This window comes from Vibrio sp. 10N.286.45.E10 (assembly GCF_002874195.2).
GTDB classification, from domain to species: Bacteria; Pseudomonadota; Gammaproteobacteria; order Enterobacterales; family Vibrionaceae; genus Vibrio; species Vibrio crassostreae.
Genome location: NZ_MCWD02000001.1, coordinates 1501438 through 1519742 on the forward strand (window position 1 = coordinate 1501438; position 18305 = coordinate 1519742).

At 43.5% G+C, this 18305-nt stretch carries 14 protein-coding genes; 7 read left to right on the forward strand and 7 right to left on the reverse strand.

Translation table 11 applies throughout. The features are described 5' to 3' along the window. Positions 1 to 249: 249 nt before the first annotated feature. The 3 genes from prc to BCU34_RS06835 form a co-directional block, all read right to left on the reverse strand. Entirely contained in the window at positions 250 to 2244 is a 1995-nt protein-coding gene (gene prc, locus BCU34_RS06825) for a carboxy terminal-processing peptidase (RefSeq protein WP_102479752.1), read from the reverse strand. A 17-nt stretch (positions 2245 to 2261) separates the two neighbouring features. Beyond that, positions 2262 to 2885 (reverse strand): RNA chaperone ProQ, encoded by a 624-nt coding sequence (gene proQ / locus BCU34_RS06830; RefSeq protein ID WP_017057223.1) that lies wholly within the window; start codon positions 2883 to 2885, stop codon positions 2262 to 2264. Positions 2886 to 2982: 97 nt separating this feature from the next. After that, positions 2983 to 3474 (reverse strand): GAF domain-containing protein, encoded by a 492-nt coding sequence (locus BCU34_RS06835; protein WP_057622357.1) that lies wholly within the window; start codon positions 3472 to 3474, stop codon positions 2983 to 2985. Positions 3475 to 3563: 89 nt separating this feature from the next. Between BCU34_RS06835 and BCU34_RS06840 the strand changes: the two genes are divergently transcribed. The 4 genes from BCU34_RS06840 (at position 3564) to rsmF (ending at position 10911) form a co-directional block, all read left to right on the forward strand. Further along, positions 3564 to 5360 (forward strand): ABC transporter ATP-binding protein, encoded by a 1797-nt coding sequence (locus tag BCU34_RS06840; protein ID WP_102432715.1) that lies wholly within the window; start codon positions 3564 to 3566, stop codon positions 5358 to 5360. A 54-nt stretch (positions 5361 to 5414) separates the two neighbouring features. Then, positions 5415 to 6698 (forward strand): paraquat-inducible protein A, encoded by a 1284-nt coding sequence (locus BCU34_RS06845; RefSeq protein ID WP_048660782.1) that lies wholly within the window; start codon positions 5415 to 5417, stop codon positions 6696 to 6698. After that, entirely contained in the window at positions 6685 to 9342 is a 2658-nt protein-coding gene (locus tag BCU34_RS06850; RefSeq protein ID WP_102479751.1) for an MlaD family protein, read from the forward strand. The genes BCU34_RS06845 and BCU34_RS06850 overlap by 14 nt, the downstream gene beginning before the upstream one ends. 147 nt (positions 9343 to 9489) lie before the next feature. Beyond that, on the forward strand, positions 9490 to 10911 hold the full coding sequence (rsmF, locus tag BCU34_RS06855; RefSeq protein WP_102479750.1) for a 16S rRNA (cytosine(1407)-C(5))-methyltransferase RsmF: 1422 nt from the start codon (positions 9490 to 9492) through the stop codon (positions 10909 to 10911). A 305-nt stretch (positions 10912 to 11216) separates the two neighbouring features. On the opposite strand, the gene BCU34_RS06860 is transcribed toward rsmF, so the two are convergent. Then, positions 11217 to 12125: a S1 RNA-binding domain-containing protein gene (locus tag BCU34_RS06860; RefSeq protein WP_170960793.1), complete on the reverse strand. Its 909-nt coding sequence runs from the start codon at positions 12123 to 12125 to the stop codon at positions 11217 to 11219. Positions 12126 to 12153: 28 nt separating this feature from the next. Here BCU34_RS06860 and BCU34_RS06865 point away from each other — a divergent pair, with 28 nt between their 5' ends. Then, complete coding sequence (locus tag BCU34_RS06865; RefSeq protein ID WP_102479749.1) at positions 12154 to 13509, forward strand: hypothetical protein; 1356 nt, start codon at positions 12154 to 12156, stop codon at positions 13507 to 13509. Between the two features lie 76 nt (positions 13510 to 13585). On the opposite strand, the gene BCU34_RS06870 is transcribed toward BCU34_RS06865, so the two are convergent. After that, positions 13586 to 14071 carry a PaaI family thioesterase gene (locus BCU34_RS06870; RefSeq protein ID WP_017082222.1) on the reverse strand — a complete coding sequence of 162 codons (486 nt, stop codon included), beginning with the start codon at positions 14069 to 14071 and terminating at the stop codon, positions 13586 to 13588. A 164-nt stretch (positions 14072 to 14235) separates the two neighbouring features. Continuing rightward, positions 14236 to 15123: a putative PEP-binding protein gene (locus BCU34_RS06875; protein WP_102479748.1), complete on the reverse strand. Its 888-nt coding sequence runs from the start codon at positions 15121 to 15123 to the stop codon at positions 14236 to 14238. Between the two features lie 207 nt (positions 15124 to 15330). Here BCU34_RS06875 and BCU34_RS06880 point away from each other — a divergent pair, with 207 nt between their 5' ends. Together BCU34_RS06880 and BCU34_RS06885 are read left to right on the forward strand one after the other, a co-directional pair. Beyond that, positions 15331 to 16389 (forward strand): 3-deoxy-7-phosphoheptulonate synthase, encoded by a 1059-nt coding sequence (locus tag BCU34_RS06880; RefSeq protein ID WP_048661946.1) that lies wholly within the window; start codon positions 15331 to 15333, stop codon positions 16387 to 16389. 12 nt (positions 16390 to 16401) lie between these two features. Further along, on the forward strand, positions 16402 to 16884 hold the full coding sequence (locus tag BCU34_RS06885; RefSeq protein WP_004733632.1) for a YajQ family cyclic di-GMP-binding protein: 483 nt from the start codon (positions 16402 to 16404) through the stop codon (positions 16882 to 16884). Positions 16885 to 17074: 190 nt separating this feature from the next. Here BCU34_RS06885 and BCU34_RS06890 read toward each other — a convergent pair whose 3' ends face one another. Then, positions 17075 to 18016 (reverse strand): bifunctional precorrin-2 dehydrogenase/sirohydrochlorin ferrochelatase, encoded by a 942-nt coding sequence (locus BCU34_RS06890; RefSeq protein WP_102479747.1) that lies wholly within the window; start codon positions 18014 to 18016, stop codon positions 17075 to 17077. Positions 18017 to 18305 lie beyond the last annotated feature (289 nt).

Consider the following 18305-nt stretch of genomic DNA (forward strand, 5'->3'; position numbering starts at 1 on the left):
TTAGGCACGTAATGATTAGAAAGCGAAAAAATATGATCCAAGTCACTAAATTTTAAGTGCGAAGTAACTTAAATGTCATTATTCAACGAAAAACAGAGCTAAATGCCCCTTAACATTGAGTGTTCTTTACGACAATCTCAACGGTTACAATCAGATATTCCTGTCAAATCATAGACACAAAAAAGCGAGCCTAAGCTCGCTTTTTAAATAGTACGTCTTTAAACAATCACCTTTTAACAGGCATTCTGTTTATTTCTTGATCATATCCAGCATGATAGCAACTGATTCATCAAGATAAGCATCCGGGGCTTCGTAGTCTTTTGGAATATCATCCAACGTTTTAAATGCCTCTAATTTAGCGGCTTTTTGACGTTGGTTAATACGCTCTAGACGAAGCACATCCGCATCATCACTCTCTTGTTGACGAACCTTTTCATTGAGAGAAAGGTCGTTGTCGTCTTTATCTGCCTTATATTTTTCAATATCTTGCGCGATAAAGCCAAATTCCATGTCTGTTGCGATACGAGCTTGGTGTTTAGCCGTCAACGCTGCGATTTGCTCATCGTTACGCTGTAACACTGAGTACTTCGCTTTGTCGATGCTGTCCCAAGGAAGAGCATTGTCTTCAACACTTTCACCAGTATCGGCAGGATCAATTGGCGTTGGGTAAGCAATATCAGGCACTACGCCCTTGTTTTGCGTACTACCACCATTGATTCGGTAGAATTTCTGGATTGTGTATTGAACGTAACCCAACTCTTTATCGAACAAATCATAAATATGATTCAAAGAGCGATGCTGTTGCACCGTACCTTTACCGAAAGAGTTTTCACCCAAGATAATTGCACGACCGTAATCTTGCATCGCTGCTGCAAAGATTTCAGATGCTGAAGCACTATAGCGATTCACCAATACCGTTAACGGACCTTGGTAACTGATTTGGCCATCGGTATCACTGTTCACTTTAACACGACCGTAGCTATCACGAACCTGAACAACAGGTCCCTCTTTGATAAACAAACCAGAGAGTTCGGTTGCTTCAGTCAGTGCACCACCACCATTGTTTCGAAGGTCAACAATAATACCTTCAACACCTTGCTCTTTAAGCTCGGTGATCAGTTTATCGGTATCTTTAGAAAGGCCAACATAGAAACTTGGTACTTCTAGTACGCCAATCTTCTTGCCATCTTTCTCGATAACTTCTGACTTAACAGCGCGGTCTTCTAAACGAATCTTATCGCGTACAATTGTGACAACGTGACTTTTTGCATCTTTACCGTCTGGCAAGATCTGTAGCTTAACTTTAGTCCCTTTCGGTCCTTTAATTAATTGCACTACATCGTCTAAACGCCAGCCGATAACATCAACAATCTCTTCACCATCTTGACCAACTCCAACAATACGGTCGCCATCGCTCAATTGTTTGCTATTTGACGCAGGGCCACCAGCAACTAAAGATCGAATAACGGTGTAGTCGTCTGTCATCTGAAGTACAGCACCAATACCTTCTAGAGATAGATTCATCTCGGATTGGAATTGCTCTGCATTTCTTGGAGAAAGGTAACTGGTGTGCGGATCAACTTCTCGCGCGAATGCGTTCATGTAGATTTGGAAAGCATCTTCGTTGTGCGATTGCGTAATACGCTTCATCGCATTGTTGTAACGCTTTTCCAAAACTTCTTGAATCTCTGGCCACTCTTTACCAGTAAGTTTTAGATTCAACGCATCGTATTTAACGCGTTTTCTCCAAAGCTCATTCACTTCAGCGATATCTTTTGGCCATTCCGCTTCGCTACGATTTAGCTCAATACTTTCATCGGTATCAAACTTAATCTCTGTATCTAGCAAAGACAATGCATATTGAAAACGTTCAAAACGCTTCTGCATAGACAAATTATAAACATCGAATGCAATCTGGTTATTACCCGCTTTCAGTTGATCATCAATTTGTGTAGATGACGCAGCGAAAGAGTCAATATCAGCTTGAGTGAAGATATTACGATTATAATCCAGCATCTCTAAGTAACGATTAAAGATAGCTTGAGAGAAATCATCGTTGAGATTGAAGTGTTTATAGTGAGAACGAGTAAATCGAGAAGTAACACGTTTACTAGCAGTTTCGTGTTGGACCTCAGGAGCGAGTAGAGGTAAATCGTCCTGATCTAATTTGGCTTCGAGAGCCTGAGCTGAAGCTGCTAGCCAAAAGCTAGCAGCAATCAGTGTCAATTTTGAACGGCATTTCATGCGTAGGAGTATCTCCTTTAAGCGCGCAAGTGCTCCGCTTTAACAACCATTTGTAGGCCGTTTGCTAACTGAACACGCACATCTTCCTTATTGATTTCAACAATGGTCGCAGCCATGTTTCCTTTACCCATGTTCACATTTACTTCTTTGCCAGCGATGAATTCGTCAGCGTTCAAAGCGCGTGTTTCTACAGGCTTTTCTACTTTTGGTGCTTTAGGCGCTTGACGACGAGGCTGTTGAGCTTTCTTCGCCTTAGGTTTCGCTTTGCCTTCTTCACGAGCTTTTTGTGCTTGTTCTTTACGACGAGCCTGAACTTTCGCTTTGCTTTCTGCAAGTGTAGCTTTAGCGTGTTCAACGTGCTCTTCTTCTAGAGTGCCACACGCGTTGCCGTCTAAGTCAACACGTTCTGCGCCAGCTTTTACGCCGTGCAGGTAACGCCATGATGATGTGTACTGTCTTAACGCTGCACGAAGCTGAGTCTTACTTACTTTTTCATCTTCATTAAGACGTTCAGCAAGATCTTGAAAAATACCAATTTTAAGTGGCTTCGCTTCACCTTCTAGAGTAAAGCATTTAGGGAAACATTCAGCAATATATGCGATAACTTCTTTGCTGTTTTTTAACTTTTCAGTGTTTTCCATGTGGGTTCCTGGTTTTTGCGGTTTTCCGCGAGCATTAAGAAAATATTTTTACGTATTATAGAGAGATGCTTGGGAAAAACCACAGTAAGAGAATAATTTATGCCTTGTTCGCGTGCGAATTAAGCAGCTTTTCCACTTCTGCCATGAAAAATGTCAATCCGTCCTCGTCAATTTGAGAAAAACGGCCAACATTTGGGCTATCGATATCAAGAACACCCGCTATTTTTCCACCAATAGAGAACGGAATTACGATTTCAGAGTTACTTGCAGCGTCACAAGCGATATGACCTTCGAACTCATGAACATCATGAATACGCTGAACGGTATTCGTCGCAACCGCAGTTCCACACACTCCACGCCCTACCGGAATTCGCACACAAGCAGGTTGACCTTGGAAAGGACCCAGTACAAGTTCGTCTTTTTCCTTAGCTTGATCCTGCTTCATTAAATAGAAACCCGCCCAATTCAAGTCATCCAATTCCATGAATAATAATGAACTGATGTTAGCAAGATTAGCAGTTAGATCGATTTCTGATTCAATTAATGCAACGGCTTGTTTGGTTAAGCGTTGGTAATGTTCTATTTTCATATTAACTTCCAATTAAATTGAGACTTCCATTATCAAGAGAACGCAGTAGAATGCGACCATCAAACTAAATAGGACTTATTCTCATTACAATGAACGATTCAGAAGACACTATTAGCCGTTCTTGGTTAATAACTCAAGTAAAAAAACACAAGTCCAAATTACTGTTTGCTAACATTATTGCCATACTTGCAACTCTCATCAGTGTCCCTATCCCGTTGCTCATGCCATTAATGGTTGATGAAGTATTACTTGATAAGCCGGCTTCTGGCTTAGATATGATGAACCACCTACTTCCAACATCGTTGCAGACACCCACTGGCTATATTGCACTGACTTTACTGTTAGTCATTATCATGCGTACCGTTAGCCAAGCGTTGAACATTCTACAAGGGCGTCAATTCACGCTCGTCTCCAAAACAATTACCTATCAAATGCGTAGCAAGATGATAGATAAACTTGGCCGTATTAGTATTCGACAATACGAGACCAAAGGCAGCGGCGGCATTAATGCTCACCTAATAACAGACATAGAGACAATCGATAAGTTCATTGGCTCAACGCTCTCTAAGTTCCTCATCAGCTTCTTAACTGTGTTCGGCACCGCGATCGTGTTGTTATGGTTAGAGTGGCGTTTAGGGTTGTTCATTCTACTGGTCAATCCTGTTGTTATTTATTTCTCTCGTAAACTAGGCAGCAAGGTTAAGCACCTTAAAAAGTACGAGAACCAATCTTTCGAACGTTTTCAGAATCGCTTGGTGGAAACCTTAGATGGTATTTACCAACTGCGTGCAGCGAATAAAGAACGCATTTTTCTCGATGAGCTTAAGATTCAAGCAAACCAAGTAAGAATCGATGCCGACAAATACGCTTGGCAATCTGAAGCTGCTGGCCGCGTTTCGTTTCTCCTCTTCTTGTTAGGTTTCGAGCTTTTCCGCGCTGTCGCTATGCTAATGGTTCTATTCAGTGACTTAACCATTGGTCAGATTTTTGCGGTATTTGGTTACTTATGGTTCATGTTGGGCCCGGTTCAAGAGCTGCTAGGGATTCAATTCTCTTGGTATAGTGCAAAAGCGGCACTGCAACGCATCAACGATCTACTTCAATTAGAAGAAGAGAAGCGCCCGATTAGCAAAGTAAACCCGTTTTATGAAGATCAAGAAGTGACAGTCGACATCGAAGACGTTACATTCTCTTACACATTAGAAAACACTGTTTTAAATAGGCTATCACTACACATCCCTGCAGGTAAGAAAGTCGCTTTGGTGGGTGCGAGTGGTGGTGGTAAATCTACCTTAATCCAGTTGCTAATTGGGGTTTACCAAGCGGACTCAGGTTGCATTCGCTATAACGGTGAAACAACCGACGACATCAGCTTTGATGTAATACGTAATCAAATTGCCGTTGTTTTACAACAACCTATACTCTTTAACGATACATTGAGGCATAATCTGACCCTTGGTGCTGAATACGATGAAATGTCGTTGTGGCGTGCGCTTGAAGTCTCTCAAATGCAAGATGTCATCAAGCAACTCAGCAATGGCTTAGATACACAGATTGGTAGGAATGGCGTCCGACTGTCTGGCGGTCAACGACAACGCTTAGCAATAGCTCGTATGGTGCTGAGCAATCCTAAGTTTGTTATTCTTGATGAAGCGACATCTGCACTCGATACAGCAACAGAGTCAGCACTGCATAAAGCGTTGAGCGAGTTTTTGAAAGATCGCACAACTTTGATAGTGGCTCATCGATTATCAGCGGTGAAACAAGCCGATCTAATCTATGTTTTAGAAGATGGGCAAGTCACACAAACGGGAACACATGGTGAATTGGTTGAACAACAAGGACTTTATCAAACACTCTACGGCAGTGTGCAATCGCACGCCTGATGTTTGTAGTCCTAAGCATTTAAGTCGGGCATCGAGCCTAACTGACGTTTCAACTTGGGAGGTCGCGTGACCTCCCCATTCCCCACCAACCCTTTATCAACTCAGCATCAATGCGATAGTAGCTCAGTGCGCCTTTGTCAGGGCTGCGAACTCCCCGTTGATAAAATGGACATCCCTTTAGGGAAATCCGCTTACTGCCCAAGGTGTGGCACTCAGCTTTATAGAGGCGGCACCCCTAGCCTGTCTGGAAACCTAGCAATCGCTGTCACTTGTTTATTGCTATTTATCCCATCGCACTTTTTCGAATTCATCAGTATTCGCTTGATTGGTGTCATGATACCCGCGACTTTACCATCCGGCGTCTTTACCTTAATGGGCGAAGGTTTCCCTTTGCTTGGTTTGCTGATTCTGTTCTGCAGTTCGATCGCTCCGTTGCTTGTATGTAGCTCGGTGCTCATCACCCATGTATCACTGCGTTTTAAGATCTTCACACCCTTTCGCTATGCATTAGCCATTATTCAGACCCTCAAACATTGGATGATGTTGGATGTGTTTCTGGTAAGTTTGGCGGTCTCATGTTTCAAACTGCAAGATTACTCAGATATTTTTGTAGGCCCAGGATTGGTTGGCTTGATTCTTCTGCAACTTTTCAGCGTATTATTGGTAAGCCGTATCAGTGTGCGTCGCTACTGGGAAGCTTGGGCAAAAGAATCTGACTACTCTTTTGCTGAAAGTAAGAACATACACTGTCACAACTGCCACCTATCTCAACCGGATGGACATACTTGCGTGCGTTGTCACCATGACTTATACCACCGCAAGCCCTACTCTATACAGAAGACATGGGCTCTGCTGTTTGCCGCATCAGTGGCTATTGTGCCAGCCAACGTTATTCCGATTTCTATCCTTATAACAAACGGACAAAGGCTAGAAGACACCATAATTTCTGGTGTCGCGTCGCTGATAAATAGCGATATGTACGGCATTGCAGCGATCATTTTCATTGCCAGTATCGTAGTGCCCGTCGCGAAAATACTCGGCCTCGCGTACATCTTAATCTGTATCAAGATGAAGCGCGCCGTTTACCACAGACAACGCATGACCATCTATTTCATTGTGAAATGGGTGGGGAAATGGTCGGTGATGGACCTGTTCGTTATTTCGATCATGATGACCTTGGTCGACCGTGGACAGATTTTAAACTTTACACCAGGTTATGGTGCAGTCGCTTTTGGCGTCGTAGTTGTTCTCACGATGCTGGCAGCGGAAAGCTTAGATCCTAGGCTAATTTGGGATAACTATACCTCTAAAGATGAGTCAGTGAATGAACAACGATAACCAATCACAAACGTCATATTCACCAGAAGTAAGGAAAAACAAAGGCATCTCACCTTTGTGGATTCTACCGATATTAACCGTTGCATTAGCCGGTTGGTTGGTCATGAAATCGATACACGATGCTGGGCAACGTGTGCAGATATACTTCTCAGATGCCGCAGGTTTAGTCGCAGGTCGAACAACGATTCGTTACCAAGGCTTAGAGGTGGGTATGGTGCGTGACATCACCTTGTCCAAAGATTTATCGAGCATCTACGTTGATGCTGACATCTACCCAGAAGCGAAGAAGCTTCTCTCAAAAGGCACTCGTTTTTGGCTTGTGAAGCCAACGGCAAGTTTGTCGGGTATCTCAGGGTTAGACGCTCTTGTTTCAGGTAACTATATTGCTATACACCCGAGCGAAACCAAAGAAGACCCAGAAACCGTTTTCCAAGCCTTAGAATCATCCCCTTCCGACTTACTGGCTTCTGAAGGTTTGAATATTTCACTGACGACCAAAGATCTAGGCGGTGTGTCTGTTGGTTCTCAAATCGTTTACCGCAAAATTCCAATTGGTGAGGTTTACAACTACCAACTAAACGACAACGCTAAATCCGTTACGATTCAAGCATCGATTAAAGACGAATACAGCCATATCATCACCGACCAAAGCCGCTTTTGGAATGTCAGTGGTTTGGGTGCAAGTATTGGTTTTTCTGGTGTTGATGTTCGCTTAGAAAGCCTAAGTGCATTGCTTGGCGGTTCAATTGCGGTCGACTCTCCGGGAGAAGGCCAACCGGTTGAGATGAATACCAAGTTCAAGCTCTACCCAGATTTGAAAACAGCGGGTCGTGGTATCTCTATCAAGATCGCCGTTCCCGATGATAACAAGATCAGTGCAACGGGTGCTCCGATCATGTATCGCGGCATCGAAATCGGTCAAATTACCGATTTATCGTTAAGCGAAGGTCGCGAAAACGTCGTTGCATCTGCCGCTATCCAACCGGCATTCAGTGACTTTTTGAATAGCGGCAGTAAATTCGTTCTAGAAGAAGCAGAACTATCGCTTACAGGCATGAAAAATATTGCCAACTTAGTGACAGGTAACTTTTTAACCTTGGTACCGGGTGAAGGTGAAAAAGCACGTCGATTTACTGCGATCCGTAAAAACGAGTTCAGTCAGGAACAAGAAAAGTCGGTCGCGATTCGCTTAACCTCAAACAATTCATTCGGGCTGGATGTCGGTACACAGCTTCTTTACAAAGGTATTGCTATTGGCTCTATCATCCATGTGGGATTGGTTGATGGTGTTGGGACGGGCTCTGATAAGCACGAAGTGTTCATGGATGCACTTATCGATAATGAATACGCGCACCTTATCAAAAGCCACAACCGTTTCTTTGTGACAGGCAGTGCGACGGCAGAGCTAACCGAGTCAGGCTTGAGTGTTACGGTCCCACCGGCGAAACAGCTTCTTACTGGCTCAATTAGCTTTGTGAGTGAAGGAAAATCTGAGGCTAGAACGAATTACCAGCTTTTCCAAAGTAAATCGTTAGCAGAAATCGCCAAGTTTAATCAGTCTGGTTCAAAGACGCTTTCGTTGTTTGCGAGTGAACTGCCATCAATTTCTAAAGGCAGCCCACTACTCTACCGCAACCTACAAGTGGGTAGTATTTCTGATTTTCAGCTTGCAGACGGTGGCGTAAGAATTAAGGTCACGATCGAAAATCGTTACACGCACTTACTCAATAAACATACCGTTTTCTGGAACCGTTCAGGCGTTGAGGTTGATGCGTCGCTATCGGGTATAAGTATTAAAGCTGCACCGGTTAAAACCCTTATCCAAGGCGGTATTGCTTTTGACTCTCTGCCGGGAATCGACAACAAACTCGGCGATGTGTGGAAGCTTTATAAAGATTCGAAATCCGCTCGAAAATTTGGCCGCGCGATTAGCATCACCTCTTCCGGCGATCAAGAAGTCAGCAAGGGCATGGCGATCAAATATCAAGGTGTCACTGTTGGTGAGGTTACTTTGGTGATTCCGAACTTCAACAAGGGCGGTATTGAAATTACTGCGCGTATTTTACCAGAGTACGTCGACAAGATTGCCGTGGCGAACAGTCACTTCTGGTTAGCTGAACCTGAGATTGGCCTTAACGGCATCAAAAACGTCTCTGCGCTGCTCTCTAAGCACATAAATGTAGATCCTGGCAAAGGCGAAAGAAACACGAAATTTAAGCTCAGCAAAGGACCAGTGCAGCCTGAAGGTAAGATATTCCAGCTACAAAGCGAAACGCGAGGCTCGGTATCTGAAGGCACACCTATCCTATTCCGTGAGCTAGAAATCGGCAGTGTTATCGATGTTCAGCTAGGCGAGTTTGCTGACCGTATCATCTCTACAATTCAAATCGAGCCAGACTATGCCTACCTAATCCGCGCAAACACTGTGTTCTGGAACGTATCGGGCGTCGATGTCTCTATCGGTCTGTCAGGAGCAAACATCAAAGCTGGAACGGTAGACAGTTTATTACGAGGTGGTATTACATTCTCAACGCCACCGACGAATGAACTTCAACCAGTGGCAAGCGAAGATCAGTCTTTCTACCTCTATCCTAAAGCCGAAGATGAGTGGAAGTCATGGAGAACTGCGATTCCTCGCCCATAGTGAATCCCCTGACATTCCAGGAAGATTAATTCTTCATCAAAATGCAGCCATTAGGCTGCATTTTTGTTGTTTGCTGTAAATATGGTTTAGGGCGGCCTCATTTTGCTTTAAACTCCACGTATTAATGCAATAAATCGAGATACTCTTTTGCACGCTAACGTATATATTCCTGAAGAATTCCTAACGCACATCGAAGCAATCATGCCTAGTCATCTAGATATGGCTTCTTTTGTCGCATCATGCCAAAAACCACTTCGTAAAAGTATTCGAGTCAACACATTGAAAATCAGTGTTGAAGACTTCCTAGTACGAGCAAAAGAGAAAGGCTGGGAACTGGAACCTGTACCTTGGTGCGAAACGGGCTTTTGGATTACAGCGGACGAAAGTGAAGCGCCACTAGGTAATACGGCAGAACACATGTCTGGTCTTTTCTACATCCAAGAAGCCAGCTCGATGATGCCACCTTCGGCACTTTTCCAAGGCGAAGCTGATTACCAAGCGGTGTTAGACATGGCGGCTGCACCCGGTTCTAAAACAACGCAAATCGCTGCGCTAATGAATAATCGCGGCGTATTGGTTGCCAACGAATACGCAGCAAGCCGTGTGAAAGTCCTTCACGCTAACATTGAACGTTGTGGCGTTCGTAATGCAGCTCTAAGTAACTTTGACGGCCGTGTATTTGGTGGATGGCTACCAGAACAATTTGATGCTGTACTGCTTGATGCACCCTGCTCTGGCGAAGGTACCATTCGTAAAGACGCTGATGCGATGAAGAACTGGACGTATCAATCTGTGGTCGACATTGCCGACACGCAAAAAGATCTGATTGAAAGTGCATTCCACGCGCTTAGACCTAATGGTGTGTTGGTTTACTCAACGTGTACGCTTAGCACCGAAGAGAACCAACAAGTGTGTCATCACTTAAAAGAGACCTTTGGTGACGCGGTTGAATTTGAATCTTTAGAGTCACTGTTCGACAACGCAAAAGCAACCACGACAGAGGAAGGTTTCCTTCATATCTTCCCACAGGTGTATGACTCAGAAGGTTTCTTCGTTGCACGTATCCGCAAGCTAGCGTCTGTGACACCACCAGAAGTTAAAAAGCGTATGGGTAAATTCCCATTTGAAAAAGTATCAAAGAAAACTCAGCAAGAAGTCGCTGAACAACTAATAAGTGCTCTCGATATCGAACTGCCAAGTGACACTCAAGTTTGGATTCGTGACAAAGACGTTTGGCTATTCCCAGAAGCGCTCGAACCAATGATCGGTGAATTCCGCTTCTCTCGTATGGGCATCAAGATCGCAGAAACTCATAAAAAGGGTTACCGCTGGCAACACCAAGTGGCAACGACGCTAGCCACAGGCAATGAAGCCAACATTGTAGACCTGAGCATCCAAGACGCTCGTGAGTGGTTCATGGGACGAGATGTTCGCCCGGAAGGCTTGTCAGGTAAAGGCGAAGTACTAGTGAAGTACAATGGTGCAATCATCGGCCTTGGTAAGTGGGTTGGCAACCGAGTGAAGAATGGTTTACCACGCGAACTCGTCCGCGATAAGAACCTTTTCTAGTCGCTCGATAAAAGCTCACACTGTAATGAAACAACAAAAAGCCCAAACAACGTTAATTGTTTGGGCTTTTTCTATTCTCGTCGGCAACTTTATTTCGAGGGAAAGCATTGTAAAATCAATAGTTAATTTATACAAATATCAATTCAAGTCACTATTTTTAATAACAAAAATCGCTTATTGGAGAATTTAAACTAGACTTCAATCCAACAGTTAAAGAATTAAAACGATTAGCGTAGGCTCTTCGGAGCCCTTTCCCCTAAGCCCAAACAGGAAGGTTTGGGCTTTTTTTTGACCAAGAGGATCGCTTATTTAACTAAGCTGATGCCTTCTTTGTCGATCGTGATCTTGCCAGATTTGTACAAACCACCAATCGTCTTCTTGAACGTACCTTTGCTGGTTCTGAATGCAGAGAAAATAACCTCGGGTGAAGACTTATCATTCAAAGGCAGGTAACCGCCTTTCTTCTCAAGCAGGTCAAGAACCTTAGTGCTTAGGTCATCCATCTTAGCGACGCCAATTTTCTGAAGAGACAGATCAATCTTACCGTCTTCTTCACGAACGTTTTTAATGTAGCCTTTTAGCGTTTTACCAATGAATAGCTTGCCGATGATGTCTGACGGGAAAATCATGCCCCAGTGTTCACCGTTCACAATCGCTTTGTAACCCAATTGGCTGCGCTCAGCGATAATTAGATCGACTTGTTCATTTTGCTTATAAGTCGCTGGCGTTTTGTCTAACCATTTGTTGAACTTCGTGGTACCAACAATACGGCTCGATGCTTTATCAATGTAGACATATACTAAGATTGACTGACCTTCGTTTAAACGGCCGCGCTGCTCGCTGAAAGGAACAAGAAGGTCTTTACCTTTCACGCCCCAGCTCATGAATGCACCAGTGCTGTTAACACCTTCAACCGTCATTAAACCAAACTGGCCTACTTGAGCGATCGGTTTTTCAGTGGTTGCAGCGATCTGGTTGTCAGAATCAATGTATAAGAAAACATCTAGCTTTTGACCAATTTCAACACCTTCAGGAGTAAATCGTTTCGGCAGCAACACGGTTCCATAGTCGCTAGCGTCAAGGAATACACCGAAGTCTGCTTGTTTTACCACTTCTAAGTTGTTTATTTGACCAATATTAATCATCAAGATTGTCTCTACTTTAAATTTGGCGGAGATTATACGTGATCTCTGATATGCTTTCGCTAGTTTCATTCATATTTTTACATTCTAGGAGACATCGTTGATCACCGTTGATAAACAAGATGCGATAACACTTAAAATTAACCATGCCATGGCTAAGACAAAAATGCTCGACATGGACGTTTATCTATTCATTCCCGGTGAACTTGGACTGACTCCTGAAGTGCTTTCTGAAAGTGCCTTTTTCTACAGCTCAATCACTCAAAAACGTGCCTACTACAGTGACAAAACACTTTTACCTTTGGTGCACAGTCGCTTAGCTAAGCGTGGACGATTGTCGATTACGCAGTATCGTGTCAGTTTGAGTTTGTTCGCCTACCAATATGTTATCGCGTTAGATAAAGCGGTAAGTAGCCTGAACAAGAATGATAGTGACGACGTAACGGCTGACGAAGTAGATGAAGTCATTGAACTGGCGTTAGATATCCTCAAGAAACTTCGTCGTAGTATTCCTTACGAAGAGAACCTTAAGCGCTACTACGCCAACATTGATAATTACCTTTCGTGGTACACAGAGCAAAAGTTCTTATCGTTGGTATCTCATATGCCACGTGGCAGCGAATACTCGACGATAAAAGAGCGACTCTTGACGCTTTGTGATAAGGAAACCGCTCACCGCAAGCTCAACCGTTACAACTCAGCTAAGGTACGTGAAGACGTCACCCGCCTGAGTAACAAGATGCGACTGCTGCGACGTTTGATAGAACACCCTATCGTCCTCAAGGAGAAGACCACTTCCATGGGTAAAAACGTCAAACGTGCCGTTAAAGGTATTGCGACAGGTTTGGTGATGGTTGTCGTGACCACTACCGTAATCTTGGCTCGTGACTTTCTTGGTGAGATTACCGCCTCCTTCATCGTGGCGATGTCATTCATCTATGCGTTGCGTGAAATCTTCAAAGATGACTTGAGAGACATCCTGTGGCGATGGCTGCGTAAAGGCAAGCCGAAATGGAAGCGTCGTTACTATGACCCAACGACCAATAAGTCTGTCGGCCATAAACTGGAATGGTTGGACTACGCGAACTTTTCGAAGCTTGCAGATCGTATTCAATCAATTCGTAAGAAGCGTGTAGTGCAACGTGAAGAGCAGATCTTGCATTATCGCTCTCATACTGAGATGTCGACATCGACGTTCATGAGTGGTTATGAAGAGACCCGTGAAACTTTATCCATCAGCTTAAGAGCGCTGACACGATTAATGGATAAGGGTTCAAATAAGGTATATCGCTTGAATGAAGGGCAAGTCAGCCGTGAATCAGTAGAAAAGCGCCACTTACTCAACCTGATCATTAAAGAAAATAATCACGATAACGAACCGACCTATTACCGTTGGAAAATCGTGATGAACCGTTCAAAGATCGTCGACATCGAGCAAATCACTCAAGAATCTTAATCTTGTTACGGTATGTGGATATTCAATTCACATACCGTTCTTGTCACTAATTCAACGGTTACCTTTTACTTTCAAACTATTTTCGAGACGGGACTTTCTTAATCGAAAGCGTTAGCGTGAACTCGGCCATCGGCTCGTCGCCATGCAAAGATGGGCAAGTCGCGATAATAGTTACGGGTTGATTCACTCGCTCCCCAGTGGACATGGTTTCTGCAAGCATAGTGTTGATCAACTCACCGTCGTTACAAGTGAAATGCACATCGCCTTCTGGACGCTTTAAGAAGTTACCCGTCACCTCTTTAAATGCCAACGAAATCTTTTCACCTTGCTGCTGAGATTTGCTCATCGCAAGAAAGCCCCCTGCCACATCAGCACCCACAGCCAATACGCCAAAGTACATGCTATTAAGATGGTTCTTCGTTCGCCTTTTAAGAGGGATTTTGACCTCAACATGTTGGTTATCCAGTGCGAGCAATTTTGGCCTGCACAGCCAGATCAGAGGCACTTTGAAAAAACCAAACATGCTCAAGTAGAAATTTGCTTTTTGTAGAGGGGTCAACATTCGGATTACCTAGTCAAATCAGTCATCAGACCAGTTAATCGATTAGCGATAGGGATGTCAAAAAAATGTTACAAAAAAGAGATATCATCGCATAATGATACCTCTTTCATTATCAAAGCTTTAGCGCTTCAAGCAAGTTGATTTAACTTAAACAGCAAGCCGATTTATGCAGTCACGACCGTTTCTACGCCTTCAAGATCGGCAATGTAACCTTGTAGACGCGGGTAATCCACCAAGCCTTGAGTCACCAGCAGTACAGGCTTCTTCGCATGCAGCGTCGCTTTAACAATCATATCTAACAAGGTAATAACGGCCTCGTTTTGTGGATCGAAAGCGTGTTTCTGAGCTTCATTGTCCTTATCTACACCTAAAGTGAAAGACGCTAAGCTATCAACGTTTACCACAACACCATCAAAGTAATGCAATAGACGTTCGCTCAGTAACACTGCAGACGGCACATCACATGAGAACAGTACTTTCAAACCATTCAGGCCGCGTGGTAAGCCTTGCTCTGCAAGCAGATCAATAATCTTAGCTGCATCGCTTAATGCTCGTACATACGGTACAACCACTTCAACGTTAATGCCCTGCTCTCGCAACGTTTTAATGACCTGACACTCTAAAGCGAAAGCCTTGCTGTACTCTGGTGTCGCGTAACGAGCAACGCCACGAACGCCTAGTGCTGGGTTAATCTCTTCAACTTCACAGTTACCGCCAAGCAGCGAACGGAAGCCATAACTGTCTGCACTGCTTAATGCGATACGAACAGAAGTGTGATTTGGCTGAACGGCAGCTTGAATCGCAATCACCAAGGTCGAAACAAAATGCTCATCAACTGTTTTATCACCAAGGATCGCATTTAAAGACGTTTTTTCGATATCAGTAAGTGTATCTAAATGACTTTCAATACTTGGGTGGTAGAAGACGCGGTCCATTACCAATTCGGATAATGAAACGTATAAGTGGTTGGAATTATTATTATCGTTGTAAGAAGGCAGCACATCACCTAAAACAAGTTCTGGGTGCAAAGTGCTTTGATTTTCTTGAGTCATTGCTGCTCCAGCATTTTTATGTTGTGTTCAAACGAAAATACCGATAGCTGCCTGTTAATACAAGTGAAAATCCCTTATTTGACGCTGGCCTGCTGATAAAAATAAGAATATTAGCAATAACTGAGATAACTTTGACTCAATAGAGTTTATTCCTCTGTTCAATTCCGTTATCTTAACCACTTCGCAATAGAATAAAAAAGCTATCACATGCCATTAAAAACTGATGAGTTGAGAACCCAAGCTCTGGGTCCTATGCCAACTCCTGCCGAACTAGGCAATGCACACCCTATTACTGACGACGTTGCTGAGCGCATTAAAAATTCTCGCCGCCAAATCGAAGACATCCTAACTGGTCGTGATAACCGCCTATTAGTTATCGTAGGCCCTTGCTCTGTTCACGATACAGATGCGGCACTTGATTACGCTGAGCGCCTAAGCCAGATTCAAGACCAGTACAAAGATGAACTGTTCGTTGTAATGAGAACCTACTTCGAGAAGCCTCGTACGGTTGTAGGTTGGAAGGGTTTGATTACCGATCCAAACCTTGATGGTTCATACGCACTTGAAACGGGCTTAAACAAAGCTCGTAAGCTTCTGTTAGACATCAACAAGCTTGGCTTAGCAACAGCAACTGAATTCCTTGATATGATCACAGGTCAGTACATTGCAGACCTTATCACTTGGGGCGCGATTGGCGCTCGTACAACTGAATCTCAGATTCACCGTGAAATGGCTTCTGCACTGTCTTGCCCAGTTGGCTTCAAGAACGCGACCAACGGCAATATCAAGATTGCTATCGATGCAATTCGTGCAGCGCATGCGTCACACTACTTCTACTCTCCAGATAAGAATGGCCGCATGACGGTTTACCGTACTTCTGGCAACCCATACGGTCACGTTATTCTACGCGGTGGTGATAAAGGCCCTAACTTCGACGCTGAATCTGTAGATACCGCATGTAAGCAACTGGCTGAATTCGACCTGCCTCAACGTTTGGTTGTAGACTTCAGCCACGCTAACTGTCAGAAACAGCACCGTAAGCAGTTAGAAGTTGCACAAGACATTTGTGAGCAAATTAAATCTAACAAGAACCAAATTGCAGGCATCATGGCAGAAAGCTTCATTGTTGAAGGTAACCAACCAATGACCGACATCAACAACCTAGAATATGGCAAGTCAATTACTGACCCATGCCTAAGCTGGGAAGATACGGCAACAATGCTAGACATGCTTGCAACAGCAATTAAAGATAGAAACTTAGCTTAAGGAAACAACACAATGCCATCATTTGACATTATCTCTGAAGTAGAAGCAGTAGAACTGCGTAACGCGGTAGACAACGCAAACCGTGAACTATCGACTCGTTTCGATTTCCGCGGCGTTGAAGCAAGCTTTGATTACAAAGATGAATCAGTAAAATTGACTGCTCAAGACGATTTTCAACTGAAGCAAATGCGCGATATCCTTCGTAGCAACCTAACAAAGCGTAATGTTGATCCTAACGCGATGGAAGCAAAAGCGGCAGACCAAACAGGTCGCACTTGGCACCAAACGGTTATCTTTAAGCAAGGCATTGAAACTGATGTAGCGAAGAAGATCGTTAAACTAATCAAAGATAACAAAGTTAAAGTTCAAGCTTCTATCCAAGGCGACAAAGTTCGTGTAACAGGTAAGAAACGTGATGATCTACAAGCTGTTATGGCTCTAGTTCGCAGCGGTGAGCTTGGTCAACCATTCCAGTTTGACAACTTCCGCGACTAATTTTTGAGTATGAGCGACCGCTTGTTTCAGTTGCTCATTCATCATCACAATGTCGTGTATGAAATAGCAGAAAGCCACTTCTTTATCGGAAGTGGCTTTTTATTTATCAGGTCCAGTTTTAGTTTTATTCCGAGCCTCTAGCCGATTTAAAACAACCAGAAAGCTCTTATTTCAACTAGAAACAACTACCTCAACTGAGTACTTGGGCTGCTGACAATTTTAGGTCTTTACCGACCAACAGATTAAACTCTACGCTTGCTGGTGGAATAAAGACACACACTCGTAATTTCTCAGCTCTTGCCTGCTCAAGCTTGGTTGATAGCTCTCCGCTGTTAGCATAGCTCTCTCTTTCTGCGTCTCGACGGCATAGGTCGATAAATTCAAATGGACAATCGCTCGGTGAAAGTACGAGTTCTGCCTCTTGCATCAAACGTAAAGCCTTCATAGACAGCAACTCAACGTCCTGCTCGAATTCAATCCAAGTCACCTGTCCTTCGCTATCAATGCCTTCCGTTAGCGCTTGCTGATAGTAAGACTCTAACTGCTCTCTGTCAGTCACCTGCTCGATAAAACTGGATGACAAGAAACGCTCCCAAAACTTACGACGCTCGTCGACGGTTGGGAATGACTCTTTGATCGAATTGCGTTTTGATGCACCGAAATCTGCTATCAAACCTATATTTTGTGGCAATACCGTTTCGAGTTTTTCTCTAATATTTCTCACCAAAACAGGTGATGCACCGCCACTAGAGATGGCAATTTGGATCCTTCCGCGATTAATCATTGATGGCGTAATGAAGTCACAATAAGGTAAATCATCAACCACATTGACAAGAATACCCATTTTTTTTGCATCATTATGTACTTGATGATTCAAGCTTGGGTTGTCTGTCGTCGCCCACACCTGCAGGTAATTATTCGATATGATCTGTGACGAGTAAAAATTTTGCACCCAGTGAAGTTTATTTTCATCAACAAGCTGCTTTAAGTAAGGTGCGACCTTGGGAGATACCAAAGTCACATCAGCCCCAGCGCGTAACAAGCTGTCGACTTTACGGCAAGCAACCTCACCTCCACCAACCACTAAGATTGGCTTATTTTCTACATCCAAAAACATTGGGAAATAACGCATGTTCTTCCTTGAGATTACTTCAATAACTATTCAGCCATGCTACCAAATTTGGAGCATATTCATAACTATCGAAGTGCAATAAAAATATTTATTGACCAAATTTCAATCTTTTTTAAGGTTAATGCTCCACAACTGTGACATTCATTCAGAATATTTATCTAGTCAATTATCAATATAAAACTCTAAATCTCGTTGCACCAACAGTGTGAACTGTTGCACTATTTACATTCAGTTAACATTTGGTCATTCTAATTGTGTTCGGATTTGTGATTTCATTCAAAATTCTTTT